Annotated in this window: 14 protein-coding genes; 5 read left to right on the top strand and 9 right to left on the bottom strand. The window is 67.5% G+C overall.

Going from position 1 to position 17,156, the window contains the following annotated elements; translation table 11 throughout:
• Positions 1-222: 222 nt before the first annotated feature.
• A complete protein-coding gene (locus tag ABZV00_RS31390) occupies positions 223-921 on the top strand; it encodes a GAP family protein (protein ID WP_355612938.1) in 699 nt (232 codons plus the stop codon).
• Between the two features lie 419 nt (positions 922-1,340).
• Here the strand turns inward: ABZV00_RS31390 and ABZV00_RS31385 are convergent, their stop codons facing one another.
• On the bottom strand, positions 1,341-5,480 hold the full coding sequence (locus ABZV00_RS31385; protein WP_355612935.1) for a carboxypeptidase regulatory-like domain-containing protein: 4,140 nt from the start codon (positions 5,478-5,480) through the stop codon (positions 1,341-1,343).
• Positions 5,481-5,805: 325 nt separating this feature from the next.
• Between ABZV00_RS31385 and ABZV00_RS31380 the strand changes: the two genes are divergently transcribed.
• Positions 5,806-6,096 (top strand): hypothetical protein, encoded by a 291-nt coding sequence (locus tag ABZV00_RS31380; RefSeq protein WP_328421514.1) that lies wholly within the window; start codon positions 5,806-5,808, stop codon positions 6,094-6,096.
• Positions 6,097-6,739: 643 nt separating this feature from the next.
• On the top strand, positions 6,740-7,288 hold the full coding sequence (locus ABZV00_RS31375) for a winged helix-turn-helix domain-containing protein (RefSeq protein WP_355612932.1): 549 nt from the start codon (positions 6,740-6,742) through the stop codon (positions 7,286-7,288).
• 330 nt (positions 7,289-7,618) lie between these two features.
• Here ABZV00_RS31375 and ABZV00_RS31370 read toward each other — a convergent pair whose 3' ends face one another.
• The 8 genes from ABZV00_RS31370 to ABZV00_RS31335 all read right to left on the bottom strand — a co-directional run bounded on the left by ABZV00_RS31370 (position 7,619) and on the right by ABZV00_RS31335 (position 14,422).
• Positions 7,619-8,017, bottom strand: a complete 399-nt coding sequence (locus ABZV00_RS31370) for a hypothetical protein (RefSeq protein ID WP_355612947.1) — start codon at positions 8,015-8,017, stop codon at positions 7,619-7,621.
• Positions 8,018-8,356: 339 nt separating this feature from the next.
• Positions 8,357-8,584 carry a winged helix-turn-helix domain-containing protein gene (locus tag ABZV00_RS31365; protein ID WP_355612929.1) on the bottom strand — a complete coding sequence of 76 codons (228 nt, stop codon included), beginning with the start codon at positions 8,582-8,584 and terminating at the stop codon, positions 8,357-8,359.
• 462 nt (positions 8,585-9,046) lie between these two features.
• On the bottom strand, positions 9,047-9,355 hold the full coding sequence (locus ABZV00_RS31360; protein WP_355612926.1) for a hypothetical protein: 309 nt from the start codon (positions 9,353-9,355) through the stop codon (positions 9,047-9,049).
• A gap of 744 nt (positions 9,356-10,099) precedes the next feature.
• Positions 10,100-11,170 carry an integrase core domain-containing protein gene (locus ABZV00_RS31355; protein WP_355612923.1) on the bottom strand — a complete coding sequence of 357 codons (1,071 nt, stop codon included), beginning with the start codon at positions 11,168-11,170 and terminating at the stop codon, positions 10,100-10,102.
• A 298-nt stretch (positions 11,171-11,468) separates the two neighbouring features.
• A complete protein-coding gene (locus ABZV00_RS31350; RefSeq protein ID WP_355612920.1) occupies positions 11,469-12,503 on the bottom strand; it encodes a hypothetical protein in 1,035 nt (344 codons plus the stop codon).
• 328 nt (positions 12,504-12,831) lie between these two features.
• Positions 12,832-12,972 (bottom strand): hypothetical protein, encoded by a 141-nt coding sequence (locus ABZV00_RS31345; RefSeq protein ID WP_355612917.1) that lies wholly within the window; start codon positions 12,970-12,972, stop codon positions 12,832-12,834.
• Positions 12,973-13,044: 72 nt separating this feature from the next.
• On the bottom strand, positions 13,045-13,230 hold the full coding sequence (locus ABZV00_RS31340; RefSeq protein WP_355612914.1) for a hypothetical protein: 186 nt from the start codon (positions 13,228-13,230) through the stop codon (positions 13,045-13,047).
• 13 nt (positions 13,231-13,243) lie between these two features.
• Positions 13,244-14,422 (bottom strand): glycosyltransferase family 2 protein, encoded by a 1,179-nt coding sequence (locus ABZV00_RS31335; RefSeq protein WP_355612911.1) that lies wholly within the window; start codon positions 14,420-14,422, stop codon positions 13,244-13,246.
• 277 nt (positions 14,423-14,699) lie between these two features.
• Between ABZV00_RS31335 and ABZV00_RS31330 the strand changes: the two genes are divergently transcribed.
• Positions 14,700-16,115: a cellulose binding domain-containing protein gene (locus tag ABZV00_RS31330; RefSeq protein WP_355612908.1), complete on the top strand. Its 1,416-nt coding sequence runs from the start codon at positions 14,700-14,702 to the stop codon at positions 16,113-16,115.
• A 653-nt stretch (positions 16,116-16,768) separates the two neighbouring features.
• A complete protein-coding gene (locus ABZV00_RS31325; RefSeq protein ID WP_355612905.1) occupies positions 16,769-17,140 on the top strand; it encodes a metalloregulator ArsR/SmtB family transcription factor in 372 nt (123 codons plus the stop codon).
• Positions 17,141-17,156 lie beyond the last annotated feature (16 nt).

Here is a 17,156-nt window from a genome sequence, read left to right as displayed (position 1 = left end):
AGCATGATCCAGATCGCGATGATCGACAACCTCACCAAACGGGTCACCGACGAAACCACCCCAACCTGGCGAGACATCTGAAGATCACATCACTCACAAAATACGTGAATCAGACGCCCTCTAAGAGGCGTCTGATTCAGATGTTTATGGGTGCTGTGATCTTCGGATGTCTCGCCAGGTTGGGGTGGTTGAGTCGGCGATCCGGCACGATGGGACGTCAATGTGACCGTCGATGAGGAAGGTGCCGGGGCTGTGTCAATCGTGACCGTGGGGGCAGTGTTCGGGCTGGCCCTGCTCGACATGCTCAGCCCCGCCCTCATCGGAGTGACCGTCTACCTGCTCCTGGCACGCCCCCGACGCCTCGGGCTCCTACTGGGCCTGTACCTGGGAACGATCGCCGTCGCATACCTCGCTCTTGGCGTCCTACTGATGTTGGGGCTGGGAGCGATACTGCCTGCGATCGACCCGTCAGTATGGGCGTGGATCCAGGGCGGGATCGGTATCGCACTCTTCGCTGGTAGCTGGTTCATCCCCGCGAAGAAACGACCCGACGTAGAGCCGGCTCCGGTCAAGACCCCCACCCCGCGCTCGATGGTCCTGGTGGGGCTGGGGACCTGGCTCTTCGAGTTCTACACCGCGGTCCCGTACTTCGGCGCGATCGGAATCATGACCTCCGCCGGACTGGAACCAGCACAGTGGCTCCTGCTGCTGGGGGTCTACGTGATCATCATGATCCTGCCCGGCATCGCTTTGTACTTGGCATGGTTGCTACTGCGCGAGCGAATGCAGGAACGCCTCGAACGCTGGCAACGAAAGATCGCGGGCGGCTCGCGCACCGCAATGAGCTGGATCGTCGGCATCGCCGGTGTACTGATCTTCCTCGACGCGCTCCCCAACGAAATCGCCATCACAATCCCTTAACCAACAGGAACACGGCTCCCGCTCGCAGCAGCGGTGACTGCGTGGCACGCCAGCTACGCCAGCGGCGTGCTGCCCGAGTCGGAACTACCCGCACCAGGCCCTCGGCTGGGACCACGACTGCGTCGGCTTCGACTACGTCCACTGCGCCGTGGACGACCACAGCCGCCTCGCCTACGCCGAGATCCACCCCGCTCTGGAACGCCAAGCCCTCACGGCCCTCGCTAGCGCCTCGCTTTGGAACCGGGACCGGTGAGGTGGTGGGCCGGCACCCGGCCGCGCCCGCGCGGGCCATGACCCGCTCGGCGTAGGCAGGTCCGTTCGATGCCCGACGGCGACCCGGCCACCTGGATGGTGACCGGGCCGCCGTCGTACAGGACGCGCGCTACGGGACGCGCGCTACGGCGCGCCCCGTGTACGCGCTACCGGAGCGGGTCGAGCGAGAAGTCCGCCGTGACCGTCTTGCCCGCCTTGAGCGTGACCTTCGCCGTTTCAGGCGCGTAGCCCTGGACCGCAACGACCAGCGTGAGCGGGTTCACCGTCGCGTTGATCCAGTACGCGTACGTACCGTCGTCCTCGGTGACCAGCGTCTGGCGGTATCCCTTGCCGCCGGTCACCTGGACGATGGCGCCACCCAACGGCTCGCCGGTGGCCGAGGAGGTGACGGTGCCGGCGACCTTGCCCCACGACTTCGGGGCGGTGACGTTCATCGACACCGGCACCTCAGCCACGCGGTACGGCGTGTTGGTGCTGGCACCGATCGCGGCGGCGTACGCGCCCGGCTGGTCGACGTCGGCCGACATGGTCGCCTCCACCGTGACCGACTCGCCCGGCTCGAGCGAGACGGACGGGTTGTCGAAGGACACCCAGTCCGCCGGAGCGCCCGAGCTACCCGTCACGTTCATCACGATGTGCATGCCCGGGAAGCCGATCGACGAGGTGTCGGCCGGTTCGGAGATGCCGCAGTCCACCGAGGCGATGTACGACGGCGCCGTCTGGCCGGCGTCGTTCGAGCCGATGAAGAAGTAGCCATCCGCAGGGACGCTCACCTCGACCACCAGGGTGCCACCGGACGGAACCGCGCCCTCGACCGGGACCGTCACCAGAGTGCCGTTACCGGCCGGAACCGTGGCGTCGGCCGAGCCGATGCGCGTCATGTTGGCGTACCGCAGGTCGCCCTCGAGCGTGTAGAGGTTGACCGTGAGCGGCTGGCTCCCCTGGTTCACCTCCACCCCGAACGACACGCTCGACACGTCCAGGCCGTTGAGCCCGAAGTCGCCCAGCGTGAACGTCCGCAGGTAGGAGTTGTTCCGGGTGGTGGCGCCGTTGTTGCACGACGCCGAGTTGCCGGTCATGATCGCCTGCGACGCGGAGTGCGTGATGGTGATCTCGTCGGCCGGGATCGGCGCCGCCAGCGGCGTCATCGTCCCGCCCTTGACGCTCGAAGGCGACATCGACGGGCCGCCCGCCGACAGCTTCCCCTTCGGGGCCACCGACGCCGGGACGGTCGCTTCACCCTTCACCGCCGTGAGAGCACCCGCGGCGACCGGCTCGAACTCGCCGCCGCCGGCTTCCAGCTCGACCGACGCCGGGGCGGTGCCCTCGTTGGTGATCGTGAGCTCCTCGGTGTGCGAACCGCCCATCGGCAGCTCGGCATGGGTGTCGCCGTCCGAAGCGATGGTCACCTTGCCCGCCGCCAGCGCGGCATCGAACCTCACGGTGCCGTCCTCGGTGACCGTGACCGAGCCGGTGGCACCCTGGTAGTTCCGCGCCGTGACCTCGACCGAGTAGTCACCGGTGAGGACCGACGTCGAGTACGTGCCGTCCGCTCCAGTGGTCGCGGTCTTGCTCTGGGCCTCGGAGGAGACCGCCACGGTCGCGCCAGAGATCGGCGCACCCGTGTTCCGGTCGGTCACCGTGCCGGTCACCGTGCCCCGCGGCGCGGAGTCGTAGTGGATCGACATTCCAGCGTTGATCGCCTGGGTGTTGTAGGAGAACTGATGGGCGATGGTGCCGTTCTCGTTCTCGATTCCCACCGTGGCCGAGCTGCCTGCTGAGAGCGCTCCGCCCGAGTTCGCCCCGTAGCCGAGCTCGATCTCACCGTTCTCCAGGAGGGTCACGGAGAAGTTCGTCCGCTCGGCGCGGTTGGAGAAGAACGTGACGTTCCGGTACTCGAGGACGAACGCGTCGACCCCATCGACCTGGGTGGTCGCGGAGTACAGACCCGACGAGGCGTCGAAGAACAGGTCGTCCCACAGCCCGTAGATCGCCGCGTTGGGTACGGAACTGTTCGGGATCTGGACGTTGCCGAGCGAGGTCGAGAGCCCGGCGAAGTTCACGTGGCCGTTGGTGGTCACGTACGCCGTCGTGTAGTCGCCCTCGTAGTACGGGAACGAGAACGGCAGCGGGACCGTGGTCGCCGCGTCGTCACCGGTCAGGTTCACCCGGGTGTCACCCGTGGCGGCCCCGTCGCTGCCGACCGTGCAGAAGTACCCGAAGTCGTCGTACCGACGGGCGATCTCGGCGGTGACCGTCTCGTCACCGTCGACGACGACCTCCTCCGAGAACGCGCTCGTGCAGGTGCCGCCCTCGATCGAGATGGTGTAGGTGCCCTCGGGCACGTCGGCGAACGCGAACGCGCCGTTGGCGTCGGTGGTGACCGGGTCGATCGGTGCGGAGATGCTCACCGTGGTGCCGACGAACGGGTTGCCCGTGGCGACGTCCGTGACGGTGCCGGACACGGTGTGGCGTGGCGCGGCCTCGAGGTCGATGTCCACCGTGGTGGTCGCGTCGACGGTGACCGTGGCGCCGGTCGGGGCAGACGGCAGGTAGCCGAACGCCGAGGCCGAGACCTGGTAGTCGCCCACGGCGACGCGGGCGGAGTACGTGCCGTCCGTGCCGGTGGTGACGGTACGGTCGTGCTCGCCGTCGACCGTCACGCGCGCCCCGCTGATCGGGTCGCCGTCGGTCTCGGTGACGGTGCCGGCAACGGTGCCCATGTCACCGATCGGCGCAGCGTCGATCAGCGCGGCCAGGTCGAGCGTGCCCTCGCCGTAGACGTTGTTGTTCTCGGCGGTGCCGCCGCACGAGGTGTCGTCGACGTTGTGGGCGGTCTGGTTCAGCAATTCCCAGGTGCCCGGAATGTCGCCGATCAGTGCCGGTGCGGCGCTCCACAGTACGGCGACGGCGCCCGCGAGGTGCGGGGCGGCCATCGAGGTGCCGTTGAAGAGCGCGTACCCATCACCGGGGACCGAGGAGCGAACGGCCACGCCCGGGGCCGAGATGTTCGGCTTGATCCCGCCGCCCTCACCGGGACCGCGCGAGGAGAAGGACGCGATGCGGCCCGAGGAGTCGACCGCGCCCGCCGAGTAGTTCGTAGTGTTCGCGCCCGGCGAGGAGGTCGTCTGGCAACCGGGACCGCTGTTGCCCGCCGACCAGGCGCCGAAGATGCCGGCGGCAGCCCACGCGTCGGTGATGTCCTGGTACCAGTCGTCGATGGCCCCGGCGGCGACCGCGCCCCACGAGTTGTTGACGACCTGCGGCCGCTTCGCCGGGTCGGGGTCGGTGCCGTCCGTGCGGGTCGGCGCGGTGATCCACTCACCGGACTCGAGCAGGTCGGCGTCCGAGCAGGTGTCGCAGCCGTTGGCCTCGATCCACTGCGCGTCGGGCGCGACACCGATCTGGTTGCCCGCGCCGTCGTCGCCCATCATGGTGCCCATGGTGTGGGTGCCGTGCCCGTTCACGTCGCACGGATTGCCGGCGCCGCACCGCCCGGAGGAGTCGAACGCGTTGTAGTCGTTGACGATCGTCCCGTCGGGCTGCCGACCGCGGTAACCGTCGGCGAGCGCCGGGTGGTCGAACTGGACGCCGGTGTCGACGCTCGACACGACGATGCCCTCGCCCGTGAAGCCCTGGGCCCAGACCTCAGGGGCGTTGATGAAGTCGAGGCCCCACTCGACCGTGGCCGGGGCGTTCGCCGGCGCCTTCTCGCGCTTGACCGGTTCGACGAGGTCGAACTTCGTGGTCTCGGTGATCTGGCTGACCTCGGACTGCGCGGCGAGCTCCTTGGCGAGCTCCAGCGTGCCGTCCTCGACGAGGATGCGGTTGCTGATCCAGAAGCTCTCGTGGTCGACGCCGTTCGCCTCGAGCTGCTGGATCACGTCCGCCTGGGACGTCTTGGCCGTGCTGGTGAGCGCGTCGTAGACGTACTGGCCGCGCTTGCCCCAGTCGGCGATGTTCGGCGCCGCGTCCAGGTTGGCCTTCGCCGACAGCTTCACCCAGAAGTCCGCCGAGTCGTGCGTGGTGAGCGTCTTCTCGACGGCCGAGGTGAGCTTGTCGGCCGGGTTGGCTGACAGTGCTGTGGTCGACGGCGCGGCGAACGCGGGTACTGCGCTCGCCATCGCTGTCGCGAGAACCGCGAAAGCCGCTGTCACGACTGACGCGCGTCTCGCATGTCTGGTTCGTGTGTGCACGGAACCTCCATGTACTAGCGCGCCGCAGAGACAGGACGCGCACGACACCCCACGGTCGTGGGCTATAGACCAACATGGATGATGCGGCACAGGTGGGTCTACCCGGCGGCATGGGCAACTCGGGAGCACTCCGGTCAACTCGTGGCTAACTGATGGCCAGCGCGTCATAACCGTGCGGCGTTTCCGGGTCCTCGTCCCAAACCCATGAGATGGCGGGTTCTCCGACATGGCATGACTCCGACAGGGGCGACCGATGAGTAAATCACGAGGCTGCACGCACAGCACATATCGACTCCGGCCGTTGGATGCTCGGAAGCGGCCCGCCGGCAGGGAAGGACCACGTGGCCCGAACGACCAAACCGCTAGTACCTGGCAGCAGCGGACAACCGCGCCGGTTGCGCTGGGCGTAGCGCCCATGGGACTCACCATCGTGCCGGGGACCAGCACCGCGAGTGCCAGCCCACAGCCAACCGAGACCTACGTGGTGCAGATGGCACTCGACCCGGTCGTGGCCTACGAGGGCGGAGTTGCCGGCCTTGCCGCGCCCAAGCCCGCCCCCCGGGCGCAAGGTCGACCCGCGGTCGGCCGGGTCGTGTCGTACGTCGACCACCAGGAGGCCCGGCACGCCGCCGCCCTCAGCCGAGTCGGCGGCGGCAGGAAGCTCTACGACTTCAGTTACTCCTTCGACGGTTCGCCGCTCGGCTGACCGCCGATCAAGGAGAGTGTTCTCGACCCCAGCCACCGGGCGGTGCTGTGGACGGCAGACGACCACCTCGTGGCTCTCACGTCGCTGCTCCCGACCGACTCAGGATGGATCCTGTCACGCCATGGGCATCACCGACTCCGGCTGGGTCACGGGCATCGGCCTCTAAGACCCGACGGTGTAGCGCCAGGAGGGGTTCCTCGTCGGCGAGTCGCCTGATCAGATCGGCGAGGTCACTGTTCCGACGGCCTGCCGTGTCGCTGCTGGTCAACGCCACACCAGCGTAATGAGCCCCTACACCCCACCCGGAACCGATGGGCAATTTCTGCCCAACTTCGTCATGGCCCTGACGATAACCGTCAATCTCGTCGACTGTTAGTGACAAGTTGCTCGCGTGCTGTACTTGATCGTCCATTCACATAGTTCATAGTGTTCTTTCGGGTAGCCGGCGTGACCCGCACGGCGCCCAGAGGGCTTTGGGGGGTCGTTCCGGTCCTACCAGCGTCTGCTCCTGTTCCATATCGGGCCGGCGACGCAGGCGGAACGCAGTAGGCCACAGGTCAGGAGAAAGATGACTCTCGCTCGGGGAGAGAAGTCCATCGAGGACGTCCGGATGGAACGTCCACCGGGAGCCGACGGCGCGGCCGTGATCATCGCGATCGCCTCCTCGACGGCGGAGAGAGTGCGCCTGGCGTCGCTGTTGACCGGCCATGCTCCGGTGCTGCTGGTCTCGTCGCCGGAGGAGCTCCTGTCGCTACTTGTCGACAGCGCCCCGCCCGCCGAAGCCTCGTCAGTCCATCCACGCGTCGTCGAGCCGCTCCCGCGAGCCCTCATAGGAACGGCTGATGTCGTCCCGGATGTCGACTCGGACAGGCGGGTGGCAACCTGGTCCGGGCGCACCGTACCCCTGTCGCCCCTCGAGCACGACCTGCTTCGGTACCTTCTGCTGGCACAACTCGGCTGCACCTGCACCTTCGAGTCGCTGCACCGCGCGGTCTGGGGCAACGACCACCTCGGCGGCCGGGGCGACGTGTGGTCGGTGGTGAAGCGACTCCGCCGCAAGCTCGACGAATTGGACTGCCCGCTGCGGATCCAGGCGGTGCGCGGCGTCGGCCTGCGTCTTGTCGACCCCGGCGCGGTGCTGTCAACGAACGCCGAAGAAGCGCGAGAGAGCCGAAACCAGATCTGGGAGTGATGCGCCTTCCGGGTCCATGGCGGTCCGCGCGGGTCCGGGCGCTGGCTTCCGTCAAGGGCGGGCAGCCAGTCGCTTCGAGGGACGAAGCGTCCTCTTCCGGCGCGCCGCGCCAGTCCGGATATTCGCTATCGCGGCATAGCCACTCGGTGATGGCAATGACACGGCCGGCGTGGTCGGGGCCAGCGCGGAGGTGACGGTGACGGACGGCGCACCGCTCGCCCGCTGCCTGGCCAAAAGTTCGCCGGATGGGACGCCTGCCGACTTCACGGTCTGCCCGTCGGGGAGGGTGAGGTTCTACGGCCCACCAGCGGCCCACCGGTACTGCACCGCTCAGTACTGACCGAGATCCGGGTGTAGTTCTGGGGCTGACGTGACCGCGCGCAGCTCGGCGGCCACCTCGGCGATCAGGTCGGTGAGGGAGGCGTCGCTGCCGGGCGCGACCCAGCGGGCGAACGCCACCCGGCAAACCATGACGCCCGACTCGGTGGCCAGGGTGGCCGTGGTCTCGCCGACGCCCTTGGTACGCAGGGCGGCGGCGACCGCCGCCGCCAGCGAGCCCGTCTTGCGCAGCTCGCGCTCCTGCAGTTCTGGGCTGCCCTCGATGATGGACTGACGCAGGCGAACCAGGTCGAGGCGGTCGGCGAAGATCTCCTCCGCGACCCGGTGAAAGGCGGCGATAACCGCCTCGAAGGGGGCGGCGTCCGTCTCGGCGACCGCGAAGGGCTCGATCGTGGACGCGTCGAGCGCCGATCCTGGGCTAATGCCGCTGGGGGCGTCGTCCTGGCGGCCCGCCCGTCCGCCAGGCAGCGGCCGGAGAGGGGCTTTCAGTGCGCGGGTGAGGAACGTGCCACGATGACGCCGGGCTTAGCGGCGTCTTAAGCACCCGGACAAGCCGGGTGCCGGTTCGTGCAAATGGCGCAACATGAAGACGGTTCGCATAACCCCCCTACCTGCACGACTCCATAGACGAACGCTGGTACTACCGGACTTGGTGCGCTCCCACGAGCGTCCAACAGGTTCAGCTCCACGCAGTCGGCGTAACGTCCACGTCTCCTGTTTCGCCCTACTTCACGAGTCGTCATGCCCCTTGACGTAGACGCCCCGACCAGGCTCTCCATATACGACGCCTTTGGCGTGCAGCACCAGAAGTGCACGCTGCACGGTTGCAACGGAAACGCTGTAGAGCTGTGACAGCTCGCTATAGGAAGGAATCTTGGACTCGGGTGGGTACTCGCCGGTGGCGATGCGGGCGGCGATGTCGTCCGCGATTTGGCGGTAGGTCATTCGTCGGGGCATGTCACTCCTGAGTTGGCGCCCCGATGAGATCACGGGCACTAGCTCCACTCAACCTCCGGCTGACCCAGTGAACTAGGTGCACGTTCGGGTAGGCGGCGAGCGGTGGTCTTGTGAACCCGGGTTGGCACCAAGGGGCACGGACCCTCTCGGCCGGGGGTCGGGCCAGGTCCGGCTCCCGGCCCCCGGTTCGGCAGCCGGAGAGCCCGCTCGCCGCGACGCGATGCGCCACGGTCCCCGCCTACGCCCACACGAGCTGCCAATGACGGCGCCCGGATCGGACTGATGTACTCGATGCGCCAGACCTCGGCGAGTACCTGGACCTCGAGGAGAGTGTCGAACTGCTCGCAGGTGAGGAACTCGTCGCGGAAACGGCCGTTGCAGCTGACTACCGCCCGACGGCTTCGACTTCGCCGCCAACCCGAACGTTGCGCCCGGCCTGGCGCACACGCTCGCTAAGGGCCGTTACACCGAGACCGGACGCCCATGTTGGGCGGCCAGCATCTGCGCTTCGTCGACGCACTGGCGGTAGCCGTCGATCCCTGTCCACGTCGTGTTATGCACCGTGAAGCACATCTCGTCGCGCTCCGGGTCGGGCTCCTCCAGCACCACACCCTCGACCGCGTCCGGGCCGTCGGTGACGAACAGCAACGCGACCACCTCGTGATGCGCGTACGAACGTAAAACAGCCTCGGCGTCCGGGAACCTGGTGGAACCACCGGGCAAAAACGGGTAGCCGGCGAACCTTCCTTCGCCGTCCGCGTCGCCGGCCATAGCGGCCGGTCAAGCAGCACACGCAGCGGGCGCGGCTCAGCCGCCCGGTCGAATGGGTTGGGATCCCTCCCCGATCGCAGGATCGGCTTTACGTACGGCGGGATCGGCATGGGGCAACTCAACCACGTTGCCGTCGCCCGGCCGCGCAGCCGTCGCCCCACACCCCTCGCGCCGAGCGGGGACCGGGACGGCGAGCGCCTACGCGCTGGTGGTGGTGTCAAACCGTATGCCGCTGGAGCCTTCGCCGCGACCCGGGCCCTTGCGGCGGGCCCGCCAAAGGTGCGTTTGGCCGTCCGCGGACCGGCCCAGTGTCCACCCCCGGGTCAGCCCCACCCCGGCCCGGGGGACCTCCTCGTCGTAGATATCCAAAGGCGTACCAGGTTCGAGGAACCTCCCTCGCGGTGCGATTGCGGCGCCGCTGGCTGGTTCACGCATTGCGCCCCGCGCCAGCCAGCGCGCTGTTACGCTGCCGGCGCCGTCGCGGTCAAACCTGGGCAGCAGGGGAATCCAGTTGCGGGGTACCAGCGTCTGCAGCAGGTATCGCCGAAGGCTGTCGGCACCCGGGGTTTGTTGTCCTGCCCGCTTGGTCGCGTCCTCCTCGTGCAGGTCCAGCGGGCGGCCGCTGGGGCTCTGGACAGTCTTGTCCACCGCCCAAGCCATGTTCGCCAGTTCGTCACGTAGTAGAAGGACGTGTACCGTGCCAAAACTGTGTTCAGGCTGTGAGCTGGGTATTTGTCGGGTGGATCAAGCGGCTCGGTGATACTCGTTGATCACGCCGCCCAGGACGCGGCGCCGCCGGATCGGCTTGTCGATCGCGACGACCACGCCGGGGTCGTAGTCGGGTGGATGCTGATCCAGGCTCTGGTGCGGCCGGTGCCGGTCGAAGTGGTCCTCGTAGTCGCGTACCACCGTGCGGGCGTGCTGTTCGTTGTAGATCAGGACCCGGTCGGTGCACTCCGCTCTGACGCTGCCCACGAAGCGTTCCGCGAACGCGTTCGCCCTGGGGGTGCGTGGCGCAGTCTTCACCACGTCGATGCCTTCGGCGGCGAACACGGCGTCGAACGGCGCGGTGAACTTGGCGTCGCGGTCGCGGATCAGAAACCGGAACCGTGTCGTGCGTTCGCCGAGGTCCATTACCAGGTTGCGGGCTTGCTGGGTTGTCCAGGCGGCGGTCGGGTGGGCGGTGACACCGAGGATGTGGACCCGCCGGGTCGTGATCTCCATGACGAACAGCACGTACAGGCGTCGCAGCGTGATGGTGTCGATGTGGAAGAAGTCGGTGGCCAGCAGCCCGGACGCCTGCGCGCGCAGGAACGTTCGCCAACTGGTGTCGATCTCGCGTGGGGCAGGGCCGGTCCTCGATCGGGCGAGGATGCGGCGGATGGTGCCGGCGCCGACGCGGTGGCCGAGCCCGATGAGTTCGCCTTGGATGCGTCGGTGTCCCCAGCCGGGGTTCTCCCTGGCCAGGCGCAGGATCAGGTCACGGATGTCGTCGCTGATCGGTGGTCGTCCGGGCCGGTTCGGGTAGGTCCAGTGTCGCCGGACCAGCCGGCGGTGCCAGGCCAGCAGGGTGGCCGGGGTGACGATCCGGTGCTTCCATAGTTCCCGCGGTAGAGCGCGGACCAGCGCGGACAGCACCGCTCGTTCCGGCCACGACAGCCGCGGCCGACCGACCTGGCGCCGCAACATCGCCACCTCGTGGCGCAGCACCAGCAGCTCGGCGACCATCGCGGACTCGCTCCGCGTGGCCTTCGGCAACCAGCCGAACACCCGCACCGCACTCAGGTACAACAGCCGGACAAGCACGCACGCCATTCTGCGCCCTGGCAACGAATCAGCAGCTCACACCGTGCGCGACGAGTTTTGGCACGGGACACGCTAGTCGAGGGTTTGCCGCGGGGGTGGACCGGCACCTCAGCCGACTAGCGACCCCACCCAAGATCCGGAACATTTGCGGAATGACCTTAGCGTGGGCTTTCGTCAATGCCCGTCTTTGCCCAGCCACCGTCCGCAGCGGGCCGACGAGCGCCAGCTCATTCCTAAACGGTGTTTCGCAGGGCCTCTACAGCAAGGCAGGCTTGCAACCCTCGCGCGATGGGCAGAGGCATGCCGGTCAGCGTGCGAGCCTGTCTAGAGCGACGGCGAGGGCGTCGTCGGGCGCGTCCGTTCGGACCTGGCGGATGACGGCGCCGTCGACGTTGACGAACGCGATCACGCCTGACTGCGCCGCGTCGACCTCTGCCATGTCGAAGAACCAGACTGCCGGCCGAGGGATCGCGGCATAACCGACTGGAACGGTAACCTGGCCGGCCTCCTGCTCGATCTCCGCGATTGGTGCCGGGGCGTCTTTGGACCCGAACGGCTTCCATACCAGGCCAATGACGGCCGGCCGGGGACTGGTGGTCAGCGCAAGGACGCGCTGAATCCCTGTGAGCACGTGCGGCACGTCACCGACCACGACCACCGCGGGCTTGCCGAGGTACGCCGCCCAACGGAGGTCACCGCCACCGAGCCGGCCCACGGTGAAGTCAGGCACCTGCATTTCCCCGACCGGTTCCGGTCCCTCGTCGGGTTCCATGCGACCGGTGTCACCCGGGTTCTTCCCGCAGGCAGCTTCGATGACCTGCAGGGCAACGGTGTCCGGCGGCGGAAGCGCCGCACGGGAAAGCTCCGCACCTACCTCACGCAACTGCTCCGCCACGGCGACGGCGGTCGCCGTGTCATCACCGGTGACGGCGACGGTGACCAGCGAGTCACCGGTGAGCAGGACGAGCGCACCGCCGAAATGTGCGGCTGGGACGCCACGGACCGGCGGCAGGCGCCTGCAACCGACAGCCATACTCCACGCTGAGGAATCGAGTGGCTGATTGATGACGTCGAGCGGGGGCGAACACCCGTCAACGACCGCGAGACATGTCCCGTAGATCGCGTCGACCCGGCCGGTGTCGTCCGCGCCCACCTCGGTCAGCGGCCAATCACGGAACCGCGGGCCGAGGTAGTAGACCGGCCGTTCGGTCTCGGCGGCGATCTCGCTGAGGCGCTCCTCAACCGGCTCGGGTTTGGGTGACGTGCCGGTCCCGCAACCGGCAACTGCAAACATCAACACGGCGATCAGCCACAGGGGCAGCGCCCGCCGACGCACCGTCACATACCAAAAGTAAGACCGCCCCCCGCTGCGGGGAAGGGCCGGGAGGCTAGCGACTCATGTCGTAGTTGACGCGTGGTGGACAAGATTTGGAAACGACGAGCATGTACGCCGCAAGGTCTACGGGCACCAAAGGGTGGCGGATGCCAATGGGCCACTTCCCGCGGACCGCGGACAACCTCAGCGACCACCATGACCTGCAGGGTCAGGCCGCGAGTGAGTCCGTATCTGGCGGCCGACGCCGGGGAGCGGAGCACGCAGTGGCGGTGTCCGGGCATTCGGAAGCCCGGACACCGCGTGACGTACCTGTGACCGCTTCTGTTGGGACGTCTCAGCGGCTGTTGCCGCGTGGCTTGGTCACCGCATTGCTGGTGCCGGTGGTCTGGTTGATCCAGTCGGCGATGTCGTCGACCCGCGACGTGGTCTCGTTCTGCGAGTGGGGGCAGGACGGGCCGCCGGACTCGACGGACACGAGGGTCAGCAGACCGAGTGTCGTCACCGGAGCTGGAGCGCTCGGTTGAGGCGGCGCGTGCTCAGCGACGGCTCAGTCGCCGGCGATGCGGCGGTCCCTACGGTACCGCTGACGCGACGCCACGTAGATGCCGACGGAGCCGGAGATGAGGATGACCGTCAGGACGAGGAGGGCGTATTCGACCTGTGCGAGTTCGCGCATGGCGACCAGGGTCGCCGCCAGGAGGAAACAGATTCCGAAGCCTTTGAGGGAGTTCACGTGTGGCGCTGCCTTACTTCCATGTCGACACGGGCGTGAAATAGGACTTGAGGAGGGATGACAGCAGCCAGTACATGCGTACGACCGTGTAGACCAGTTCGGGAATGAGCAGGGCCTCGACCAGCATCGCCTTCCAGCCGAGGTTGCGTACCAACACCGCGGGGTAGATGACCCAGAACGCGAACAGCACCCAGAAGATGGGCTGTTGCGCGAAGCCGTTCGCGACGGCGGTGGCCAGTTGGGTGGCCCCCCAGCCGATGAGGTACACGACGCCGAGAAGCCCGAGGATCATCGACGCGATCGAGTGCCAGGTGAACTTGGTCCAGCCACGGGCGCGCAGGGCGTCCACCGTGCCACGAACCCACCGCTGGCGCTGTTGCAGCAGCTCACGCAGCGTGGGCATGAGGTCGGTGTAGGCGATGCACAGCTGGTTCGCGGTCACCTTCCAGCCGCATTCCTTGAGCGTCAGCGTCGTCTCGTAGTCCTCGACGAGGTTGCGGTGGTCCTCCCAGAACACCGCGCCGCGCTTGTCGATGACCGACTGCAGGGCCACGCCCCGGTAGAAGGATCCGGCGCCCGACATGGTGTGCACGTCGGTCTGGAAACGGGCGTTGGCGGCGCGGCCGTACTCGATGATCTGCATGCCCAGCAGGAACCTCTGCCAGGGGTTGCGCCACAGCCCGGTGCGGCCCAGACAGACGGCGCTGACGCCGCCGATCTCGGGGTCCGCGGTGATCACCTTACGGGCCCGTTCGATGAACTTGTGGTGCAGTTCCGTGTCGGCGTCCATCACCAGGACGTGCTGGACCGGGTCCAGCCGCCCGCCGACCCGCTGGCTCAACCAGGCGATGCCGTAGTTGAGGGCACCGGCCTTCTTGTACTCGTTCTCGCGCATCAGCAGGACGTCGGTGCGCGGCGTGCGCGGATCGGCGGCGAACTGCCGGGCGAAGTGTTCCGTCTGGTCGGTGGAGTTGTTGACGACCACGACGATCCGGTCGGGGCGCCAGGTCTGCCGGGCCAGGGAGTTCAGGGAGGTGAGGATCCCGACTTCCTCGTTGCGCGCCGGGACGATGGCGACGATGTCGTGCAGCGTCGGCCCGCTGGGCTTCGGAGTGCCGTGGTGTCTCCAGCGGAGACCTTGCAGGAATGCGGTCTTCTCAAGCCCCGCTTCGCCCATCATGTTGTGTGACACGAGTTCCCCGCTCGATGATCATTGCCCACGCCAGCTGTCGCGACGTGGAGCAGGAGAAACATAGCCGACGTGATCAACTCGATGAGCCTCCTTCCGGGCCAGTTCAGCTGCCCGTTTGGCTGATCCGCAGCGGAGGGACCGCCCACGACGCCGGCCGGGCATGTCTTCCGTCTTGCGGGATCACGACACAGGCCGGCGTCGGTAGGATGACGCGCGTTTGCCTAGACGCCCCCTGCCGGCACTTCCCGGCCGGGCGTCGAGTCGTCAAGGAGCACGTATGAGCCGGTCGCGTTCCCGTTCCTCCCACCGTTGGCGCGGCCTGCTCACGGTCATGGTGGTGGTCCTCGGCGCCGGGGTTGCGCTCTACGGCGTGTGGCGGACGACGAACGCTGCCCGGACCGCTGACGGAAGTTCACCGCTGACCGTGCGGTACCGGACGGACACCCCGGCCACTACTCCGGTCGGGCGGCCGTGGCTGGAAGTGGTCAACACATCAGACCAGCCGGTGGAACTGCACAAAGTGACGCTCCGGTACTACTTCAGCGACGACGGCGGTGCCGGATACGCGGCCAATTGCCTGCAGACGGCCCTCCGCTGCTCGAGCGTCACCCAGGTCGTCAGCGCGATGCCGCAACCGGCCACCACCGCCACCCACTACCTGCGGGTCGGCTTCACCTCCGCGGCCGGCACCCTGGCACCTGGCCAGACCAGCCAGGGCATCGGGCTGCAGCTGTACCGCCTCGACCGCAAGAACCTGGATCAGGCCGACGACCGCTCGTTCGATCCGGCGCTCTCCAGCTACGCGCCCTCGACCCGCGTGACCGGCTATGTCGACGGTGTTCTCCTCTGGGGAGAGGAACCCGATGGTGCTCCACCGGCAGCCTCTCCACGGCCCTCGAACGCGCCGACCGGAACTCTCTTCGACAACTTCCACTACACCGACGTCGCCGATCCGGCGGTGACCGCCAACGGTTGGCAGGCCCGCACCGACGGCGGCGGGCCCGGTATCGACAGCACCTGGTCAGCGGACGCCATCAGCTTCCCCGCCAACCGAAAAGCGCAAGGCGGGCAAGTACTTCAGTTGCAGGTCACCACCGACGGCACCCGGCAAGGCACCCGGCAAGCCGAGCTGATCGGCGTCGACAACACCTTCCTCACCGGCACCATCGCCGCACGGATCCACTTCACCGACAAACCCGCCGACGGTCGCAACGGCGACCACGTCATCGAATCCTTCTGCACGATCTCGCCGGAGTCGACCTCAGAGCGCTACAACGAACTCGACTTTGAGTACCAGCCCAACGGCGGCTGGGGCGCCCCCGGTCCCAAGCTCGACACCACCAGCTGGCGTAGCGCCGCACAGGGGGACCGCACCACACGCGCCCTGAATCGAAGCCTCGCCGGGTGGCACACCCTGATGATCACCGCGGTCGACGGTACGGTCACGTACTCCGTCGACGGCAAACCGGTCTTCAGCAGCGGCGGCAAGACCTTCCCCCGCGAACCCATGCGCATCCACCTCAACACCTGGCTGATCGACCTGCCCTTCGCCGGCCAACGAACCTGGAACATGCAGGTCAACTGGATCTACGCGGTGGACGGCAAGGCAGTAAGCGCGGCGCAGGTGCAACGCGCCGTGGACGGCTTCTACAAGAACGGAGTCAGCTACATCAACACGACAAACCGTCAGTAGGGGATGATTCGCGCGCTGGTGGGCCCCGATCGCGCGTTTTCCTGGCATCGGCTTTCACGCCGGCGCCCGTCAGCGTCCGGGCCGAGGCGGAAAAGCCCTGTGCTTGGGCCACAAGCTGCGCAAATATGGATGTCTTGCCCAATCCGGCAGGCAGCAGATGCACTACCTGACCAGGCGTTGCACCAGGGCCGGCGAGGTGAAGATCCACGCCGTTGTCACCCGGCGTCTGGACCGCGCCGGGACACGGGACAGACACCTCGTTGAACAAGGTCACGAGGATGTCCTCGTACTCGCTCCAGTCGGCGCACTGAGTCGGCGCTGCCGGTCGGGGCGGTGACGTTCTACCTGCGGTCAGTTAATGTGTAGCCGGACCTGCGGGGACGCGGCCGGATTGGCTCGGACGTAACCGGACAGCACTGGACTCCATTAGTCTCTGCAAGATCATCTGACTACGGATCAGAAGGTTAGGGGTTCGAGTCCCTTCGGGCGCACAGAGCAAGGGGAAGCCCCCGACCAGCCAAAACGGCAAGGTCGGGGGCTATTTCGTGCCCGCCAAAATCAGGCTTCGAGCGGCCGTGGGAGCCACCGGTCCCTCACACCTCACCGTGATCAAGGCCTCGTTACACCGGCCTAGCGGGGGTGTTGCTGCAACGATGCATGACGTGGGAACTGCGGAAACGACGATGCCTGCCATCTCGCCTCTTGCTGGCGAACCGATCAAGCGTGCCGACGCCGAGCGGCTCGCGGGAGTGCTAAAGGCATTCGCCGACCCGGCCCGGCTACGACTGCTCAGCCTGATCCAGTCGTCTCCCGAGGGCGAGGCGTCCGTGAGTGACCTCACCGCGCCGCTCGGGCTCTCCCAGCCGACCGTGAGTCATCACCTTCGGATCCTCACCGAGGCCGGCCTGCTCGAGCGCGACAAGCGCGGCGTCTGGGCGTACTACCGGCTGGTGCCGTCCGCGATCGCCGCGATCGCTGAGCTGTTGACGCCGCCCCGCAAACGGGCGACGAAGAAGACCCGCTGAACGTCACCGTCGACGG

It is taken from the genome of Micromonospora sp. NPDC005173, assembly GCF_040608515.1.
Classification (GTDB): Bacteria; Actinomycetota; Actinomycetes; order Mycobacteriales; family Micromonosporaceae; genus Micromonospora.
The sequence above is the reverse complement of the archived record's forward strand: the minus strand, read 5'-3'. Positions and strand labels throughout refer to the sequence as shown.